This is a genomic window from Oribacterium sp. NK2B42, assembly GCF_000424445.1.
In the GTDB taxonomy this organism is placed as follows: domain Bacteria; phylum Bacillota; class Clostridia; order Lachnospirales; family Lachnospiraceae; genus Oribacterium.
This window is the reverse complement of sequence record NZ_AUJX01000007.1, coordinates 66,219-83,035: the sequence shown is the minus strand read 5'-3', so window position 1 is coordinate 83,035 and position 16,817 is coordinate 66,219. Positions and strand designations below refer to the sequence as shown.

Here is a 16,817-nt window from a genome sequence, read left to right as displayed (position 1 = left end):
GCCTGTAAATGATCATACTTCTTCTGTTGTGTCAGGCTCCTGAACAGACGCTTCTTCCTGATCAACATGCTTTTCCGCATCTTCTTTCGCAACCCTGCTGATAAGCTCTTCCATATGGGCACCATACTCTATGGAGTGATCCTCAATGAACTGAAGCTCCGGGGTGTGACGGAGATTTACGGTCTGCGCAAGTTCACGACGCAGGAAACCACTGGCGGCCTTTAAGCCTTCCATGGTTTTTTTTAGGGATTCTTCGCTTCCGAGTACCGAAATGTAAACTCTGCAATACTGAAGATCGGGAGTTACATCGGCACCGGTAACAGACACCATGGGTGAAATGCGGGGATCCTTGAGGTCACGGATCGCTACGGAAAGCTCTCTCATGACCTCGGCATTTATTCTTGTATTTTTAACGGAATTTTTTCTCAACGCTTAACCTCTTCCATTACATAGACTTCAACATAATCATCGATCTCGATCTCGTTAAAGGCTTCAAATACAAGACCACACTCGTAGCCTGCCTTTACTTCCTTTACATCGTCCTTGAAACGCTTTACGGAAGCAATCTCGCCCTCGAATACCAGATCCTGCTTTGGTCCGCGCATGATACGGGCCTTGGCACCTCTCTGAACGAGACCGTCCTTAACCATACATCCTGCGATGTTACCAACGCCGGAGGCCTTAAAGATCTGACGGATCTCTGCATGACCGATAACCTTCTCCTCATAAACAGGAGCAAGCATACCCTTCATGGCATCCTCGATATCTTCGATAGCCTTATAGATAATGTTGTAAAGTCTTACATCAACATGCTCACGCTCTGCGATTTCCTTTGCGGTTGCATCAGGCTTTACATCGAAACCGATGACGATAGCATTGGAAGCACTTGCAAGAACCACATCGGATTCGTTGATGGCACCAACACCTGAATGGATAACCTTAACGGCAACCTCATCGTTCTTGATTTTCTCAAGAGAATCCTTAACGGCCTCAACTGAACCCTGAACGTCAGCCTTGACAACGATAGGAAGTTCCTTGATCTCGCCGGCCTTGATCTGGTCAAAGAGTGCATCAAGAGATACCTTCTTCTTGGATTCCTCAACCATCTTCTGCTTGTTCTCTGTTACGAAGGCAGCAGCATAAGCCTTGGCTTCCTTCTCGCTGTCCTTAACCTGGAAAATCTCACCGGCATTGGGAACAGTATTGAGACCAAGTATCTCACATGGCTGTGAAGGACCGGCTTTCTTGATACGTCTGCCCTTATCGTCTGTCATGGCACGAACCTTGCCGTAAGCGGAACCTACTGCAACTACATCACCCTGGTGAAGAGTTCCCTTCTGAACCAGGAGTCTGGCAACGGAACCACGTCCCTTATCAAGCTCTGCCTCGATAACAACACCGTAAGCTGAACGATTCTGGTTAGCCTTAAGCTCCATAACGTCTGCCTCAAGAACTACGTTCTCAAGGAGATCTTCGATACCGATACCCTTCTTTGCGGAAACAGGTACACAGATAGTATCTCCGCCGTAATCCTCAGGAACAAGGTCATATTTCATGAGCTCCTGCTTAACACGGTCAGGGTTTGCGCCTTCCTTATCAATCTTGTTGATGGCAACGATGATAGGAGTGTTTGCAGCCTTTGCATGGTTGATAGCTTCCACTGTCTGAGGCATAACACCGTCATCCGCTGCAACTACAAGTACAGCGATATCTGTTGACTGCGCACCACGCATACGCATGGCTGTGAATGCCTCGTGTCCCGGTGTATCAAGGAAGGTGATGAGACGATCCTCGCCGTTAACATTAACGGATACCTGGTAAGCACCGATGGACTGAGTGATACCGCCGGCCTCCTTTGCTGTAACATTTGTATTACGGATAGCATCAAGGATAGATGTTTTACCGTGGTCAACGTGACCCATTACGCAGACTACAGGAGGTCTCTGTACCATATCCTCTTCCTGGTCTTCGATATCATCCTTAACAAGCTCGGCGATAACATCTACCTTCTCTTCCATCTCGCAAAGGATATCGTAATCAACAGCGATATTCTCGGCTTCTTCATAGGAAAGCTCGGTATTGAGAGTTACCATCTGGCCCTGCATGAAGAGCTTCTTGATGATATCGGCCGGCTTTTGCTTCATCTTGTCCGCAAGATCCTTGATGGTGATAACCTCGGGGATTGTGATGGACTTGATCTCTTCCTCAACAGGCTTAACAACCTCAGGTTTGATAAATGCACCCTTTCCGGTCTTCTTCTTGCGTGCTGCCATCTCATCGTCTCTCTCGTAAGACTGCTCTGCAGTATACTTATTCTGCTTACGATTGGTACGATTTCTCTTGGCTGCCTCAGCTCTCTCGTTATCGAAATTCTTATTTCCGAAATTCTTGTCTGATGGCTTGTGCGCATTTCTGTTGGCTGTTGGCTTTGAAGAAATATCTACGGCTGCAGCTGAACTGTCCGTACGTCTCTGACCGCCGAAGCCTGCACCTGCAGGTCTCTGTCCCGGTCTCTGCTGACCGCTTCGGTCTGCCGGTCTTCCTGTGCCGGCCGGTCTTGCGCCGTCCTTATGGAAACCTCCCTGAGGTCTGTCTCCACGGTCGGTTCTCGGTGCGAAACCGGTTCTCGGCTGACGGTCGCCTGTATTTCTGTCCATACGAGGCTTCTGATCGCCAGATCTTCCTTCGATGGAAGCTGAAGAGCGTGCTTCAGCCTTTCTGGCTGTTTCTTCCGCTGCTGCCTTACGTGCTGCTTCAGCCTTTGCTTCTTCTTCCGCTCTTGCCTTAGCCTCTATTTCGGCCTTCTTTCTTGCTTCTTCCTCAGCAGCCTTACGTGCTGCCTCGGCCTTGGCTTCTTCTTCGGCCTGACGCCGCTGAATTTCATTCAGCTCACGAAGAGGTGTGACTCTTGCTGTTCCGGGAGGAAGCGGTCTTCCGTTGGGGCTTGTCTTCTTAGGCTGCTCCTTTTCCTTTGACTCTGCAGCAGATCTGGTTTTACGTGCGCCCTGCTCCTTAGCTGAAGAAAGCTTTCCGCCAAGTGGATGGTTTTTATGATTAGCGGAGTTCTGGGAATGGAAAACCACAGCAAGCTTTTTCTTCTTTGGTGCCTCTTCCTTCTTAGCTTCCTTGCTGTTTAATCCATTTTCTTTCTGGTTCTCATCTGACATTCACATTACCTCCGTCAATATATTTGATCATCGCTTTTGCGAAACCTTCATCTTCTACGCTGAGAGATGACCGTTCGGATTTTCCGAGCTGTGCCCCCAGCCTGTCTTTAGTTCCCAATTCAAAATACGGCACATTTCTGTAGGTTGTCATATTTTTGAATTTTTTCTTTGTGTTATCTGACGCATCCTCGGGAACTATCACTAGCTGGGATTTACCGCCCTTAAGGGATTTTTCCACTGCGAATTCGCCACTTTTCAATTTGCCTGCTCTCTGGCATAAGCCCAGCAGACCGTATATTCTATCATCTATCAAGCTTTATCAGTTCCTCTCTGAGTGCCTGCGCTGTAGCTTCAGAAATACTTACCTTGAAAGCACGATCCAGTGCCTTGCGTTTGATTGCTTTTTCAAAGCATGCAAGGTCATTGCAGATATATGCACCGCGGCCGTTTTTCCGGCCGGTCGGATCAATGCTGAAGGTATCGTCCTGTGAATGAACGATACGTATAAGGTCAGGTTTTTCTTTTTTCTGACCACAGCCTACACAGGTTCTTTCCGGCAGTTTCTTCATACCGGTCATACTTCCTCGCTCTCATCAGAAATCATTTCTGAATCTGACTCGTAATCATCTTCGGCTGCACCATCATCTTCATAGTCTTCGCCCTGATAATCGATACCCATCTCATCAAAGATACCCTGCTCCTGAGCCTGGGACTCTGATTTGATATCGATCTTGTAGTTTGTGAGCTTGGCGGCAAGGCGGGCATTCTGTCCTTCCTTACCGATGGCAAGACTGAGCATAGCGTCAGGTACGATGACCATGGCTTCTTTATTATCCTGATCCGCGATAACGGCGATAACCTTTGCAGGTGAAAGAGCATTTTCTATAAGGTATGCAGGGTTCTCGTCATAGTTAATGATATCGATCTTCTCTCCGCGAAGTTCTTCAACTACTGTATTAACTCTTGAACCGTTGAGACCTACACATGCTCCAACCGGATCAACATCAGGATCGTTTGATAAAACAGCCATCTTGGTTCTGGAACCGGCCTCGCGGGAGATAGCCTTGATCTCTACAATACCGTCTCTTACTTCGGAAACCTCTTCTTCGAAAAGACGCTTAACAAGTTCGGGATGGGTTCTGGATACCATAACGCGCGGTCCGCGAGGAGAATCCTTGACTTCAACTACGTATACCTTGACTCTGTCATTGGTCTCAAGCTTTTCGCCCTTGATCTGCTCATTTTCTGAAAGATATCCGTCAACCTTTCCTAAATTGATGATAATGGATCTTCCGGTATCTCTGTCAACTGTTCCTGTAACAACTTCCTTCTCCATGGAGTAGTACTCATTGTAAAGAACCTTACGCTCTTCTTCGCGGATGCGCTGTACTATAACGCCCTTTGCATTCTGTGTCGCGATACGTCCGAAGGTCTTTGAATCAACTTTTACCGGGACTATGGAACCAAGTGTATATCCGGGATCTATCATTCTTGCATCAGCAAGGGTAATCTCGGTGTTTTTATCAAGTACTTCTTCTACTACGGTTTTGTCGGCAATTACGGAATAATCACAAGTGTCGGGATCTACACTGACACGGATGTTGTCAGAAGAACCGAAGTGGTTCTTGCAAGCTGTCTGAAGTGAAAGCTCGATTGCTTCTATAAGAGACTGCTTTGAAATTCCTTTTTCCTTCTCAAGTAGATCGAGTGCTTCGCTAAGTTCTTTATTCATTAGTTTTTACCCCTCCCGGTAATATTGTCATTTGATCCATCATCTGAGGTTTCCTCTGCGTTATCATCAGCCGCAGTATCCGGTATGATATCGTCGTTTCCAGGCTGGTCTTTGAAACCGAGTGAACATACTTCCATCATATACTGCTCAGGAATGAAGTCCTCTTTGTCGAGCCACTTTGAAAGTTTTCTTGAAACTCTGGCACAATCATCTACAGTCATGTCGACTCCGTCTGTGCGGTAAATGAAAGATCTAAGGTACCATTCTCCGTTTTCAAGTGTAAAAGTAACGCTGTCTACCTGATACCCTTCTTTAGGGCACATCTCATCGAGATATTTTTTTACCCTTACTGTGTAATCACCGTTTGCCTGCATATAAAAATCCTCTAAACTTAAGTAAAAGGAGCGGGCTCAACGCCTGCTCCTTTCAACTAGTCAATAAATACTGTACAAAGATAACATAGGAATAACGTAAAATCAATAGTTTTTCAAAAATTGTGAAAATCTGTTTCTTACATAAGGCCACGGATGAGGATGATAAGAATAAGTACCGGAAGTACAAACTGGAAGTATCGCTTTACACCCGGATGGAGTTTCATGCCCTCTCCCTTGTTGCATTCGTTCATATAATTATCAAAGCCCCAGCCCCACTTGCTTACGCAGAAAAGAAGGTATATAAGGGAACCGCCGGGAAGCAGAAGATTTGATACGATGAAATCCTCTGAATCCAGAATGTCCCTTGCTCCTATCAGATGAACATTGGACCAGATATTGTAACCGAGTACACAAGGTATGCTTGTGATAAGTATGAAAATGCAGTTTATAAGAACCGCTTTCTTTCTTGTCCATTTGAAATTATCAATGGAGGTGGACAGAAGGTTTTCAAATACGGTTATTACGGTACTGAAGCTTGCAAAGGACATGAACAGGAAGAAAAGTGAACCCCAGAGTTGTCCGCCGGTCATGCTCATAAATACCTTGGGGAGAGTCATGAAAATAAGACTCGGACCTGCATCGGGATCGACATTGAAACTGAAGCAGGCAGGAAAAATGATGAGACCGGAGACTATGGCAACAAAAGTGTCCAGAGCGCAGATCCTTACGGATTCGCTGACAAGCGTAAAGCGGTCAGACATGTAGGAACCAAAAATCTCCATACATGCAACGCCGAGACTCAGGGTGAAGAATGCCTGGTTCATGGCAGCGGAAACAACCGAACCAAGACCTTTCAGGATACTTCCGTTTCCTGCCGCTGCTACTCTCTCAAGGTTTGGAACAAGATAAAAATTGATTCCCTTTGCAGCTCCCGGCAGAGCAATGCTGTGAATAGCGAGGATAACGATTAAGGCAAGAAGAGCAGTCATCATGGCTGTTGTTACTTTTTCCAGACCTTTCTGGATTCCGTAGGAGCATACAAGGAAACCTAACAGAACTGTCAGTATCATACAGATCATCATTTCTTCCGGGTCTGAAAGAAGGCCGACAAAAACAGAATCCACTTCATTTATGGATATATTGTTGAATTTACCGACGGCAAATTTCATAAAGTATGAAACCATCCAGCCGGAAACAGTTGTGTAATACATCATAAGGATATAAGCACCGGCAATGGCAAACCATCCGTGAATATGCCATTTGCTGCCATGAGGTTCCAGATTTTTATATGCCAGTACTGCACTTTTATGGGAGGCGCGTCCTACCGCAAGCTCCATGGTGAGAACCGGAACACCCATAATTACAAGGAAGATAAGGTAGAATATGACAAATATTCCTCCTCCGTTCTGACCCGCCAGATATGGGAATTTCCATACGTTTCCTATTCCTATGGCGCAGCCGGCACTTACCAGAAGAAAGCCCAGTCTTGATTTAAAGCTTTCACGTTTATCGTTCATAAAACCTCCTCAAAAAAAGGGCTTGCAGCATACTGCAAGCCCTGAATTATTTATACAGAGTCGCCGGATAAAAAGGTGTCGGTCAAAAATGACCGGCGGCTTACACGGTTAATGATAAGAAGTTTATCCTTCATACCGGGACCTTATAAAAGGTCTGCGTTCTTTGCATTCTCCAAAACCGATGGAATCTCGGCAAGAGAAACAATGCGGTACTTGAGCTCGGCACGTGAACCGGCAAGTTCCTTAAGCTTCTTGGAAATTCTGTGATAGATTATGCCGCAATCTTCTTTTTTGGTACCTATCAGAAGAAGGAGGTACTGGCTTGAGCTGTATTTGGTATAAACATCACCCTGTCTGAGTTCTGCATAGAGGGCGTTTTTCAAGGCTTCGGCTCTTGCTGAAAGCTTCTCCTGATTCTGTATAGGTTTTCCTTCGTAGTCAACCAGAGTACAAAGCATCATAAAGATGGAGTTGCCTCTTCGTACCAGGTTACGACGGAGAACATTGTAAACGTCGATGAAGCTTGAGAATGCGCAGTAGTATGAACCAAGGCTGCGACTGTCGCCCTTACTGTTTTTAAGAGCTGCATCACGCTCAAGGATACCTGCCTGGATTTCTTCGATATCATCGGAAACAACCTTGATGTCATCATAGATACGCTCGTAGCACTTAATAAGATCATCAGGAAGAGGTACTTCCAGATCGTCAAGATAATACCTGGCTGTTTTATTGTAAAGCTCATAAGCTTCTTTATATTCTTTGCGAAGAATCAATGCATCGATGACATTGATCTGCCATCCGCCGTCAGGATAAATCTGGCTGGCTTTGCTGTAAAGCTTGTAGAGACTGGTGTAATCTTCTTTTTTTCTGTAATAATCACCGAGGAATAATACAAGCTCGTCGAAGAGATGCTTCAGCTTGACAGATTCAACGATAACCCAGTTATCTGTGGAAAATTCGGGAAGAAGTTCACCTTTATAAAGCTCTAAAGCCTGCTCGTAAAGCTTTGCTTTTGTCTCCTCATCTTCGGCTTCGGCAGCCTTGCGGCAATCGTCTGTGTAGGTCTTTACATCAAGGGTCACCTCGTAGCCTTCGGGCTTCTCAATGTAGTAAATACCTTTCTTTCCTTCGATATACCGCTTTCCGGGAACGCCGCTCTTTTTAAGCTGCGTTCTTGCCTGATGAAGCAGGTTGTTTAAGCTGTTGTTTTCGTCAAGAAGATCCTTGTAGCCGAAAACTCCGTCGATCAGCTCTCTCTTGGAGATGCCCTTCTTATAATTTAAAAGAATGATCTGGATAAGCTTTAAGAAATTTGCTTTGTTATTCTGCCCGAGTCCCATGTACTGTCCGTTAACAGAAATGGAAAAACCACCGAGCATCTGTATGTCTATTTTGTTTTCACTCATAATTTCCCCTTACTTTAAGACATTTTATAAGTTTTATATTAGACTTATCCAAATGAAAAGTAAACAGAAAAATAAAGAATTTAAGCCTTTTTGTAATTATTTTTGTATAGCGTGCTGCTTTTTTAATGCAATTATATGTGCTTAAGCCCTGTTAAGCTCCGCTTCTGCCTTTGTATAAGCCTCCTCCGGGATGCCTATATCCTCAACAAAGATCATTCCGCTGTACTTTTTTCCGGCTCCGGTCATAAGTCCGGTCTTGTTCTTTCCAAAGGTGATGGTCACATCTGCTTTTATGCCGCATCCCAGAAGCTCGCCGGTGTCGGTATTGATGCCGGAGGGCGCGTCGATGGCAAGGGTAAAGCCGCGGGTGTGAGCATTGGCCTCCTCAATGAAGCTCCTGTAAACACCTTCTACAGGGCGGTGAAGTCCTATGCCGAAGATTCCGTCGATGCAAATGTCACAGTCCGGAAGTTCGTCACCGGCACGGTAAAGATTTACTCTTCCGACAAGCTTCTGAAAGTGAAACATCTGATAAAGAAATTCCCAGCTTGCCTTTTCTGGTTTTCCCACAACCCATACCACCGGGTCGTAGCCTGTTTCTTTAAGCATGCGGGCAGCAGCCACTGCATCGGCTCCGTTATTGCCGACACCTGCGAGGACAAGTATGCGGGCTTCCCTTTCGTATGTAAAATGTCTGTTAATATAGATTGCTATTTTTGAACTAGCGGTTTCCATGAGAGCAAGGGACTCGAAACCCATTTCTCTCATGGCGATCATGTCGGCTTTTTTTGCTACTGTTCCTGTTATCAAATCATTCATGTGAATCAGGTTCTCCTAAAAAGAATTTACAATCCTTCATATTATATGATGAAGTGTATACGATTCTCAAGATAAAGCAGGCTTCAGGATATTCGGAAAACAATAATAAAACCTCCCGGCGGACCGGGAGGTTTTTCGAGGGTTAAAATACATATTTTTTATTTTGGGCTTTTCCTACCAGGGTTAAGCTGTTGTTGCAGAAACCATCACACCCTCTTCGTTAAATGTGACTGTCATTCCGTTGATGAGCATTGTGCCTGTGTAGAAGTAACCATTTGCATGTACAAAGTGTGCGTGCATCTGTCCATCGATACCAAGCTGCATGATAACAGTGTCTGTCAGGAAGGTCATAGGCTGATTTGTTACAGGATCAAAGAAGTATCCGAGTGTTGTTCCATCTGCCGCTGTGACAATAAACATTGGATTATAGGTAATCTGGTATACCTGACCGTCCAATCCTACAAGAGTTAATCCGTCAGCAGAAACTGTTCCGACATTTGCGAAAGTAAGACCGGCAGGATTTCCTGATACGTAAACAATTTTCTGTGTTGAACCATCGGCAAGAGTCCATACCTGACTTGAAACTGCCATCTCTACTCCGCCAAGGCTTATTGTTGCAAAAGTGATCTTTGAACCGTCTTCAGCTGTAGTTTCAGACTTACTTACAGTTGCTCCACTGTCACTGGTTGAGGAGTTGTTAATGCTACCACTGGTGCTACTACTGTCACTGGTACTACTGCTACTGCTGCCGCCACCACCTGATCTTCCTGAACTTGAAGAATCAGAGGTTACTGTCCACTGTGAAACTATTCGGCCATTTTTATTAAGCTTATACATCACACCGTCAACTTCTACAGTTGCATCTTTTACCATACGACCATCTTCGCCGAAGTAACGTTTAACAGTCGCATCCTCGTTATTTTCATATTCGCTCTTTTCATCATCATCAAGAGATACGAGTACTTCTACCCAATCATCTGCTTCTTCATCATAAACTTCATCACAGAACTGCCATGCTGCTAGTTCTACAAAAGCGCTTGTAACCATTACACCATCTTTGCCGAAGTAATAGAAATCGTAGGATCCATCTTCTTGCTCGTTAAATATAAGCGCATCTGTAAGAATTCGTCCATCATGCTTACGCACACAATATTTTTTACCATCTATAATTTCAATTCCGCGACCATATGTTCCGTCGCCTGCGACACCATTTACATAATAGTACATTATTCCTTTGTCACTAGTCCAAATGCCGTTTCTTAATTCGACATTTACCTCAAGAGAAGCGGTATAAACCTTTATAGTTGAAGGTGTTGCAGTCTCATCATACTCTTCATCTGCTGTAACAGTAACTTTTGCTTTTCCATCAGCAACTGCATGCAATAATCCGTCTTCGTCAACCTTAACTACACCCGTATCACTTGATTCATAAGAAATACTTGTGAGTTCTATGTCCTCGGAGTATTCAAGGTATCCAGAGATATCAACACGCTCATCTAAGGTATAAAGAGTTACAGAATCCCTATTAAAACTGAGCATGCTGTCATTCTTTTTCGGTGAAGACCTCTTCCACTCAGCCTTTTCAGTACTCTCGTCTGATGAGCTGGTATCGGTTGATTTGTTTCCCTCGTCAGTTGATTTGTCTTGACCGGATTCCTGATTCTTGTTGGTTTCAGATTCTGATGCAGTATTAGATGGAGTACTTGTATCTGTTCCTGTAGTTCCCAACACAGTTTTGGTTGATCCTGCAGAGTAAGAAACAACCGGAACCTGTGACAAGGTCATGACTCCTGCCATGGCAAGACACATCAATTGTTTTGTTAATTTCATAATTTTCCTCCATAAAGAAGTGTTTGGAGATTTGATTTAAGCTTCTGGTTTTTATATCCCATCACTCCTAACCCTCATAAAAACGGATCATAAAACATGTCACAAAAGCTGCCTTCAAATCTCAATCCTTTCCGACGAATATGCTTAGGCCCTCAATCTTTACGTAATGTAATAATCAAAGTCCTAACCTTATCCGCCAGATTGCTACCAAAAAACTTCTTTGATTATGCGCTTTTAACAAAGTATAATCAAGCGTCTTAACGTTTTTCGTCAAAATATTACAATTTTATTAATGCGATTTGTGCTTATTTTTTAGTGCGTACTTAAAAAATTAAAGAAGCCTGTTAAAAATACGGAAAAACCGACAATAAAAAAGCACAAAAGTCTTTTGATGACTTATGTGCTGTAAATATACATATTTGTTTTTAATCCGACCTCAGTGCGTCAATCGGGTTCAGGGTTGCCGCGCTTCTTGCGGGCATGTAACCGAAAATGAGACCGATGGCGATGGAAATACTGAAGGAGGCGATGACCCAGCCCAAGGAGGGTTGTGCGTCAATGTTCATCATCTTACCGGCCAGAGTAGTACCGATGAAGCCGACTACAATGCCGATGAGTCCGCCCATGGAACTGGTGACAGCTGCCTCGATGACAAACTGCGTAAGTATGGTGGAACGTTTTGCACCGAGAGCCTTTCTGATACCGATCTCCCTGGTTCTCTCCGTTACGGATACCAGCATGATGTTCATGACACCCACACCGGCAACAAGAAGTGAAATTCCTGCAATACCGCCCAGCATCAGAGACATGGATGCGATCATCTCATTCATGGAATCCAGGAGCTCGCTCATGGCTGTGACCTTATACAGGTCATCATTTTTAAATATGGTGTAAAGGAAATCTTCGATGAGAGTGGTGACTGTTGAGGATTCCTCAACGTACTCATCATGAAGAGTGAAGGTGTAGCTGTTGATGGTTCCGTTTCGGGACAGCTTTACGGCTGCAGTGTAGGGGATGTAAACGAAATCATCACTTCCGCCCTCGCTCATCTCGTCGCTTTCAGAGGTCTGCCGTTCAACAACGCCCACTATCTCATACTTTGTTCCGTTAATGCTTATGCGTTGTCCGAGAGCCTTTTCGGCGCTCTCGTAATAGGTCTTCGCCACATAAAGTCCGATGACCGCAACCTTCTGTCTTGCGGCAATGTCTGCGTACTGTATGAAACGGCCTTTCTCAAGGTCATAAGCCATGATATCCAGATAGTCCTCAGAAACACCTGTCAACGGTTACCTTGCTGCCCTTCTCACGTGTTCCGTATACCGAGAATGCATAAGCCACATCGTCATTGCCCACATCATATTCTGTTCCGTCGATCTCTACAGAGGTAGGTGTCATGAGGTTGCTTGAGCTGTAGTAAATATTGGTTATCTCACCTGTGATGGTACCCATATCGTTTCCGGTTGATGAGTAAGCATAAACCGACTTTGTTGAAGAATTATAGTAAACCACAACAGGATCGCCGCTGGATGCTTCGTCCTCGATCTCATCCGCAGAGGAAGACTCGCCGTTGAGAGTACAGCTTGCATCACTTCTGCTGAAGGGGATGATGGAGGTAAGGCTCTTGTCCACCTTAAGAAGGTAAGGACCTTTAAGATTGGACTCAAGGGTATCCAGAAGATTGATCTCATCGTTATCTGAAAGGGTGTAGCCAAATAACTTGCCGTAGATGGTAATGTTGGATCTGGTGGCAGTTTCATTGGCAGCGGTATTGGTCTTCATAAGATTATAGAAAATGTTGACGCAATCCTCGTAGGTCAGGTATTCGTTCACACCCTTCGAAATGTTTTCCACGAGACCTATGGCTGTTGCTTTGGCATTTCTGTTTGACACCATGCTGCCGCTGAAATCCTCGTTGGTGTACCCAAGGAGAGTAAGGCAGGCCTTCTCGGCCTCTGCCATCTTGATGCCCTGATCAGGCTTGAAGAGACCGCCAAGGTAGGCACTGAGCCAGCCCTGCTCTGCTGCTATTCTTATATAGGAAGCGTACTCTGAGGTTGCAAGCACGTCTGAAAATACTGAAACATTGGACTCCGCAGCAACTGTTGTATGGTAGGTTGATGCCATGACCAGCATTTTTGCGAAGAGTGCCCTGGAAACCGGCTGCTCGTTCAGAGTAACATCGAAGTTCTCTTCAGGATTTTCAGTTTCTTTTAAGACTTAAAAGTTATGATTTTCACAGTACTGGGATATAATAAAGAAGTGAGTGTTTTCAGGTGCTTAGCATTAGCATATTTAAAAATGTTGAAGGATAAAGGATAAGATAATGAAGATTTTGATTGTAGAAGACGAGAAACTACTGGCTGATTCCGTAAAGACTCTTCTGGAAGAAAAGGGCTATGACGCGGATGCGGTTTATGACGGAGAATCCGGGGTGGATTACGCAGAGACCGGAGTTTACGACCTTATAATACTGGACGTTATGATGCCGAAGATGAACGGCTATCAGGTGGCAAAAAAGCTTCGCCAGATACATCTCAGCACTCCTATATTGATGCTTACCGCAAAGTCTGAGCTTATGGATCGTGTGGAGGGGCTTAACTCCGGAGCTGATTACTATCTCACAAAGCCCTTTGACAGCAGGGAGCTTCTTGCCTGCGTCTCTGCTCTTCTGCGCCGTCAGGGTAATGAAGTAGACGAGCTTTGCTTCGGCAATACTTCTCTTGATCTGGAAACCGGAGCTCTTATGTGCGAGGGCAACGAGCTTCGACTCAGCGCCAAGGAGTTTGATGTCATGAGGATGCTGATGCAGTCAAAGGAAAAAAATCTTTCTAAGGAAACAATCCTTAGTAAAGCCTGGGGTTATGATTCCGATGCCGTTGAAAACCATGTGGAGGTTTATGTAGGTTTTCTTCGTAAGAAGCTTAAGTCCATAGGTTCCAATGTCAGCATCGTTGCAGCAAGACGTCTCGGTTACCATCTCGAGCTCGAGGGGTAAATGCTTATGAAAATGATAAAGAAACTGAGATTCCGTTTTGTGGTCATTACCATGACTATCGTGACCGTCATGCTTTTGGTCATTTTCGGACTGGTACTGAGTCTCACTCACAGACGTATTTATTCGGACAGTGTGAAAATGCTCAGTCAATTGTCAGGAGCGCCTCTCGGTATGAATCAGAACCGCCGTCCGGAAAGACGGGAACGGAATAAGGAAACCAGTGTGCAGCTTCCGTTTTTCAGGGTTGAGGTGGACAGTAACGGGGAAATCATTGCCACAGACGGAGATTTTTACGATCTTACGGATGAAGACAGCCTACAGACACTGGTAAATGATGTGCTGGCACGTTCAGAGAGGATCGGAGATTTAAGTGACTATAACCTAAGATACTTTCGTTCAATGGTATCAAATATAAAAATGATGGATCCGGGAGCTCAGCCGGCTCCGGGCGAGAGTCCTCAGGTAGATAAAGATGGTAAAGCATTGGAGGCGGGAAGTTCAGAACCGACACCCCCGGAAGTAAATGGAAACAGAGATAACATACCTCAGGGTGATGATAACTCAATGTCCGTGGGTCAGCCTCAGAAGGATTCCGGCATGGAGGGTCCCGGGCAGCCACCCGAAGGCTCCGGTCAGAATATTACGGGGAATGAAGTTCCCAATCCTGAAATAACCAATAAGGAAGATTATGATCCCGGAGCGATAGGGAAAGAAAACTGGGACGGAAAGAGAAACCGGATTATCGTTTTTGCTGACATATCTTCCGAAGTTGCAACCATGCGAAACCTCATAAGAAACTGTATGCTTATAGCACTTCTAAGCTTCCTGGTATTCCTTGTTATAGCAATCTTCTTCGCCAGATGGGCAGTTAAGCCTGTGGAGGATGCCTGGGTACAGCAAAGACAGTTTGTTTCCGATGCTTCCCATGAGCTTAAAACTCCCCTCACTGTCATACTGACGGATGCGGAAATGCTTAAATCCCGGAATCTGGATGAGGCACAGAAGAAGCAGTTCGCCGAAAATATCTACACCATGTCCCATCAGATGCGGGGGCTTGTGGACAGTCTCCTGCAGCTTGCCAGAGTTGATAACGGTGCCATCCAAAAGCAGGCTCACGAGATAATCGATCTTTCAAAGATGATTTCCGATGAAATCCTGACCTTTGAAGTCCTCTTCTTTGAGAAGGGGTTAATGCTTACAGAAAATGTTCAGGAAGGAATAAGCATCAAAGGCTCAAGACAGCATATCAAGCAGGCTATAGAAATACTTTTGGATAACGCCCAAAAGTATTCAGATCCAAAGGGCACAGTCACTGTATCCCTTGAAAAATCCGGTTCACACAAGTGCCTCATAAGTGTTGCGGATCCCGGAGAACAGATATCCGAGGAGGATCTCAAAAACATCTTCAAACGTTTTTACCGCATCGACGAAGCCCGTGCCATGAACCACTCCTACGGCCTCGGCCTCTCTATAGCCCAGAATATAGTGACAGAGCATAAAGGCAGGATCTGGGCAGAATCAAAAGACGGCATCAACACATTTAAAATCGAACTTCCGACGCTGACCGGCCGTATTACAGAAAGCTATGGCTGAGCCATTTTTTGCCCATGAACCGGTGGAGGAAAAAAAGTCCTCTTACAAGCCAGTCCAGAGACATGCCGTACCAGACGGCAATGGGCCCAAATCCGAAAAACCTGATAAGGATGGTTGACAGGGCAACTCGTGTAAGCCACATGGAAAGAGATGAGACTATCATAGAGTATTTTACATCTCCTGCAGCTCTCAGTCCGTAGGGAGTGATGAAGCTTGGCACCCAGATGAGACACTTTACTATGGTGATATAAATCATCATGTTAAAACAGATACGTGCACTCTCCGGCTCCATGCCCGCCAGAGACATTACCGGCTTACAAAAAACGAAGGTGAGAAGGCAGGAAAGGATAATGATGTAATCGCCTATCCTCATATGCTTAACGATGTAGTATTTGGCCTCTTCCCTACGGCCTGCTCCCAGAGTCTGACCGACGACAGTCATTAGCCCCATACCGACAGCGATGGCGGCAATTCCATTGATGCTCTCAAAGATAATGGTCATGGCCTGAGCTGCGATGGCGGTAGTACCCAGGGTTGAAACCGAGGACTGGATCGCCAGCTTTCCGAACTGAAACATTCCGTTTTCAATGCCTGAAGGGATTCCGATGTAAAGGATCCGCTTTATCATCCCGGGATCCGGCTTTACGAGATAATGTCGTATCACGATGGGCTGTCTTGGAAATCTAAGGGAAACAGTCAGCACTACAGCGGAAAAAATTCTCGATAAAAGTGTTGATAATGCTGCTCCCATCACTCCCCATTTAAAGATGAATATAAATGTGAAATTTCCTATTATGTTAAGGATATTGGAAAGCACGGATATATTCATGGGATATTTACTGTTTCCGCCGGCTCTGTAAAATGCCGCGAAGACCTGATAAAGCCCTATGAAGGGGAAGGATGCAGCAGTAAATCGGAAGTAGATTCTGGAGGCATTCATGACTGCATCATCCACTGAGCCGAAAACGAGCTTCAGGATGCCGGCATTAAAGATCTCTGCAATAAGCATTACCAGAAAGGCGATGAACATTACGGAAAGAACTATCTGCCGGGCGGCTTCATTAGCCTTTTTTGTATCCCTTGCCCCGATATACTGGGAACAAATGATGGTGCCGCCGGTGGCTATGGCCGAGAACATCTGAAGTACCAGGGTGTTGATGGCGTCGGTGAGGGAAACTGCGGAGATGGCGGCGCTGCCGATACGAGTCACCATCATGGAATCTGCCATGCCCATAAAGGAGGTCAGGAGATTCTCTATCATCAGGGGGATAAGGAGTTTACGTAGATCAATATCTGAAAACTCAAGGTCATCCCAGGCTATTTTGCTTTTGTCATAAAGTCTGTCTAAACGAAAAAGATAGTGATACAAGTAAGTGCTCCTTTA

14 protein-coding genes and 1 pseudogene are annotated in these 16,817 nt (G+C 45.2%); 2 read left to right on the top strand and 13 right to left on the bottom strand.

The genetic code is table 11. The features are described from left to right. Nucleotides 1–12: 12 nt before the first annotated feature. The 12 genes and pseudogenes from rbfA to G625_RS18290 form a co-directional block, all read right to left on the bottom strand. Entirely contained in the window at nt 13–429 is a 417-nt protein-coding gene (gene rbfA, locus G625_RS0104105; RefSeq protein WP_029200086.1) for a 30S ribosome-binding factor RbfA, read from the bottom strand. After that, entirely contained in the window at nt 426–3,167 is a 2,742-nt protein-coding gene (infB, locus tag G625_RS0104100; protein ID WP_029200085.1) for a translation initiation factor IF-2, read from the bottom strand. The genes rbfA and infB overlap by 4 nt, the downstream gene beginning before the upstream one ends. Continuing rightward, nucleotides 3,157–3,477, bottom strand: a complete 321-nt coding sequence (locus tag G625_RS0104095; protein ID WP_442852565.1) for a L7Ae/L30e/S12e/Gadd45 family ribosomal protein — start codon at nt 3,475–3,477, stop codon at nt 3,157–3,159. Before G625_RS0104095 ends, infB begins: the two co-directional genes overlap by 11 nt. Continuing rightward, nucleotides 3,470–3,736, bottom strand: coding sequence for an RNase P modulator RnpM (rnpM, locus tag G625_RS0104090; protein ID WP_198014854.1), 267 nt, complete (start codon nt 3,734–3,736; stop codon nt 3,470–3,472). Before rnpM ends, G625_RS0104095 begins: the two co-directional genes overlap by 8 nt. Nucleotides 3,737–3,741: 5 nt before the next feature. Further along, nucleotides 3,742–4,899, bottom strand: coding sequence for a transcription termination factor NusA (gene nusA / locus G625_RS0104085; RefSeq protein WP_029200082.1), 1,158 nt, complete (start codon nt 4,897–4,899; stop codon nt 3,742–3,744). Beyond that, nucleotides 4,899–5,273: a ribosome maturation factor RimP gene (gene rimP, locus G625_RS18310; RefSeq protein ID WP_044916483.1), complete on the bottom strand. Its 375-nt coding sequence runs from the start codon at nt 5,271–5,273 to the stop codon at nt 4,899–4,901. The genes nusA and rimP overlap by 1 nt, the downstream gene beginning before the upstream one ends. 137 nt (nt 5,274–5,410) lie before the next feature. Continuing rightward, nucleotides 5,411–6,790 carry a sodium-dependent transporter gene (locus tag G625_RS0104075; RefSeq protein ID WP_029200081.1) on the bottom strand — a complete coding sequence of 460 codons (1,380 nt, stop codon included), beginning with the start codon at nt 6,788–6,790 and terminating at the stop codon, nt 5,411–5,413. 143 nt (nt 6,791–6,933) lie between these two features. After that, entirely contained in the window at nt 6,934–8,196 is a 1,263-nt protein-coding gene (locus tag G625_RS0104070; protein ID WP_029200080.1) for a bacterial transcriptional activator domain-containing protein, read from the bottom strand. 141 nt (nt 8,197–8,337) lie between these two features. Then, nucleotides 8,338–9,015 carry an NAD(P)H-hydrate epimerase gene (locus G625_RS18305; RefSeq protein ID WP_044931513.1) on the bottom strand — a complete coding sequence of 226 codons (678 nt, stop codon included), beginning with the start codon at nt 9,013–9,015 and terminating at the stop codon, nt 8,338–8,340. Nucleotides 9,016–9,198: 183 nt separating this feature from the next. Further along, entirely contained in the window at nt 9,199–10,845 is a 1,647-nt protein-coding gene (locus G625_RS21005; RefSeq protein ID WP_049895692.1) for an Ig-like domain-containing protein, read from the bottom strand. Nucleotides 10,846–11,270: 425 nt separating this feature from the next. Continuing rightward, nucleotides 11,271–12,128 (bottom strand): annotated as a pseudogene (locus G625_RS18295) (ABC transporter permease); the annotation flags it as partial. Then, nucleotides 12,112–12,969, bottom strand: coding sequence for an S-layer homology domain-containing protein (locus G625_RS18290; RefSeq protein WP_156885024.1), 858 nt, complete (start codon nt 12,967–12,969; stop codon nt 12,112–12,114). The gene G625_RS18290 and the pseudogene G625_RS18295, both read right to left, overlap by 17 nt. 199 nt (nt 12,970–13,168) lie before the next feature. Between G625_RS18290 and G625_RS0104040 the strand changes: the two genes are divergently transcribed. Together G625_RS0104040 and G625_RS21000 are read left to right on the top strand one after the other, a co-directional pair. Continuing rightward, entirely contained in the window at nt 13,169–13,840 is a 672-nt protein-coding gene (locus tag G625_RS0104040; RefSeq protein WP_029200079.1) for a response regulator transcription factor, read from the top strand. Between the two features lie 6 nt (nt 13,841–13,846). Further along, nucleotides 13,847–15,433, top strand: a complete 1,587-nt coding sequence (locus G625_RS21000) for a sensor histidine kinase (protein ID WP_198014853.1) — start codon at nt 13,847–13,849, stop codon at nt 15,431–15,433. On the opposite strand, the gene G625_RS0104030 is transcribed toward G625_RS21000, so the two are convergent. Further along, nucleotides 15,414–16,802, bottom strand: a complete 1,389-nt coding sequence (locus tag G625_RS0104030; protein ID WP_029200078.1) for an MATE family efflux transporter — start codon at nt 16,800–16,802, stop codon at nt 15,414–15,416. The two genes, G625_RS21000 and G625_RS0104030, sit on opposite strands and share 20 nt — an antisense overlap. Nucleotides 16,803–16,817 lie beyond the last annotated feature (15 nt).

What these genes read in the sequence shown, in the direction of transcription:
- G625_RS0104070 (WP_029200080.1), bottom strand. Translation starts at nt 8,196, where the DNA reads ATGAGTGAAAACAAAATAGACATACAGATGCTCGGTGGTTTTTCCATT.
- G625_RS21005 (WP_049895692.1), bottom strand. Translation starts at nt 10,845, where the DNA reads ATGAAATTAACAAAACAATTGATGTGTCTTGCCATGGCAGGAGTCATG.
- rimP (WP_044916483.1), bottom strand. Translation starts at nt 5,273, where the DNA reads ATGCAGGCAAACGGTGATTACACAGTAAGGGTAAAAAAATATCTCGAT.
- G625_RS0104075 (WP_029200081.1), bottom strand. Translation starts at nt 6,790, where the DNA reads ATGAACGATAAACGTGAAAGCTTTAAATCAAGACTGGGCTTTCTTCTG.
- G625_RS18305 (WP_044931513.1), bottom strand. Translation starts at nt 9,015, where the DNA reads ATGAATGATTTGATAACAGGAACAGTAGCAAAAAAAGCCGACATGATC.
- infB (WP_029200085.1), bottom strand. Translation starts at nt 3,167, where the DNA reads ATGTCAGATGAGAACCAGAAAGAAAATGGATTAAACAGCAAGGAAGCT.
- G625_RS0104040 (WP_029200079.1), top strand. Translation starts at nt 13,169, where the DNA reads ATGAAGATTTTGATTGTAGAAGACGAGAAACTACTGGCTGATTCCGTA.
- G625_RS21000 (WP_198014853.1), top strand. Translation starts at nt 13,847, where the DNA reads ATGAAAATGATAAAGAAACTGAGATTCCGTTTTGTGGTCATTACCATG.
- rnpM (WP_198014854.1), bottom strand. Translation starts at nt 3,736, where the DNA reads ATGAAGAAACTGCCGGAAAGAACCTGTGTAGGCTGTGGTCAGAAAAAA.
- nusA (WP_029200082.1), bottom strand. Translation starts at nt 4,899, where the DNA reads ATGAATAAAGAACTTAGCGAAGCACTCGATCTACTTGAGAAGGAAAAA.
- G625_RS18290 (WP_156885024.1), bottom strand. Translation starts at nt 12,969, where the DNA reads ATGGCATCAACCTACCATACAACAGTTGCTGCGGAGTCCAATGTTTCA.